The sequence below is a fragment of the Endozoicomonas sp. ONNA2 genome (genome assembly GCF_024606365.1).
Lineage (GTDB): Bacteria > Pseudomonadota > Gammaproteobacteria > Pseudomonadales > Endozoicomonadaceae > Endozoicomonas.
In genome coordinates, this window is sequence record NZ_JAHHPO010000711.1 from 1 (window position 1) to 1,616 (window position 1,616).

A 1,616-nucleotide genomic window follows, 5' to 3' on the forward strand; every position below is an offset into this window, starting at 1 on the left:
TATTAAATTGGTAAAATTCTTCCGGTGCAATCAAAACCTTACGGATTCAGGTAAAGGATTTTCTTCCCAATTGGGCAACTCACCGTTTTGTTCTAATTCCCTGATAGCATTTTTAGCCAGTAAAGCATTGCGAGCGGAAATGGTGTATATATTGTCACGAGTTAGCACGCCACTTTTAGTCAGTTCATCTTTTAACTGTTCTTCAGTCGTACTATTATGATTCGCCTGATCCCACTTATTGACCCAAGCAGAGATGTTACAGCGACTTTGTCTGGCAATGTCACCAAGCTCTTCACAAAATTTACCTGCTTGTGTTTGATCAAACTTCGAGTGCTCCATCAAACCTATTATCCCTGATGCCTTGCCCAGTTGATTGCGGACTTCTTTGTGAACAGTGCCACTTAGATTTCCCCAACGTGTTTCGTTATACCCCGGAGTATCCATCAGGACCAATTGGCCTCTCGCCCTTACGTTATCATGGTTGCGAAGGATTGAATATTCCACGGAGATGGCAAGCATACTGTCAATCTGACAATAATTTTTTAAAGGGTTCTCCACTTTAAGTTCGTCGGCAAGTGAAAACAAGTCGTTTAATTTGGTTAGGGTACTGGAAATTTCCTCTGAGCCTTTGTAATTTTTTTTAAAATCGTCCATGGGGATTTTGTTTTGCTGTTCTTTATCAAGTTTCCTGGATTGCAATTGGCTAAGCATCTTATTGATTTTCTGTGGATCTTTAATACTTAGATCCGGAACCTTTTGATTAGGTTTATGGCGAATCAGTGTAGGGATAAGAGTCATTGGAGTGTTCCGCTCCGGCAATAATTCGAATCCGACAATTGCGTTAATCGTTGTTGATTTGCCAGCATTGACCATACCACCTACCGCAATGACCATGTCCATTCTGGCCAGTTTTTTCAGTTCAGTTTCAATCGATGTTGAGGCTATGGCATTACTAAACCGGAGAAAGGGATTGCTAGCTTGACCACTGTCGATATTCGGAGGTTGAGGAAGATAGTTTTTAATTTTTGGCATCACCTTATCTTCAATTTCTTTCAATACATTATCCTGATAGTTCCGCAAAAGCAGATAAGCTTGTGTACATAGAATATCAATCGCAATATCCCTGTTATCCCTGTAAATGCTCTCTATCGGGGTATCTTTATTCAGCTCAAGTATCTGACCAAGTAACCTTAATGATTCCAAATAATTATTTTTGCAGGCGTTCTGCACTAAGAAATCGGAATTACGACGCAGTGGCAGTGCGGGTTGGTCAGATTCACAACAGCGCCGTTTATTCAGAGGAATTGATTCTTGCGCCTTTAACCTCTTGATAATACAGTCCAAATGAACCTGGTGAGTTTTGCTACACGAAGTCTTGACCAACGAACGTCCGCCAAATTCACTCAAATCTGTTTCAGTACAGATATTGCATGGCCTGGGTGGACTGGCTGCACCGCCAATAACATTCATTTAAGCGCTCCATTATTATGAGCATGACCGATACTCAAAAAACAAATCTGATAATTACACGACCATAATCACTGGGCAATCAAACAATAGTTTACCTGATTACCACTGATCGTACGTCATGAATCAGCTGCTATAATAAACGTCGA

General features: G+C 40.8%; 1 protein-coding gene. It reads right to left on the reverse strand.

Annotation, left to right across the window (positions count from 1 at the left end):
* Positions 1 to 30: 30 nt before the first annotated feature.
* On the reverse strand, positions 31 to 1,470 hold the full coding sequence (locus tag KDK14_RS12550; RefSeq protein ID WP_257265478.1) for a dynamin family protein: 1,440 nt from the start codon (positions 1,468 to 1,470) through the stop codon (positions 31 to 33).
* Between the last annotated feature and the right edge of the window lie 146 nt (positions 1,471 to 1,616).

What these genes read in the sequence shown, in the direction of transcription:
- KDK14_RS12550 (WP_257265478.1), bottom strand. Translation starts at nt 1,470, where the DNA reads ATGAATGTTATTGGCGGTGCAGCCAGTCCACCCAGGCCATGCAATATC.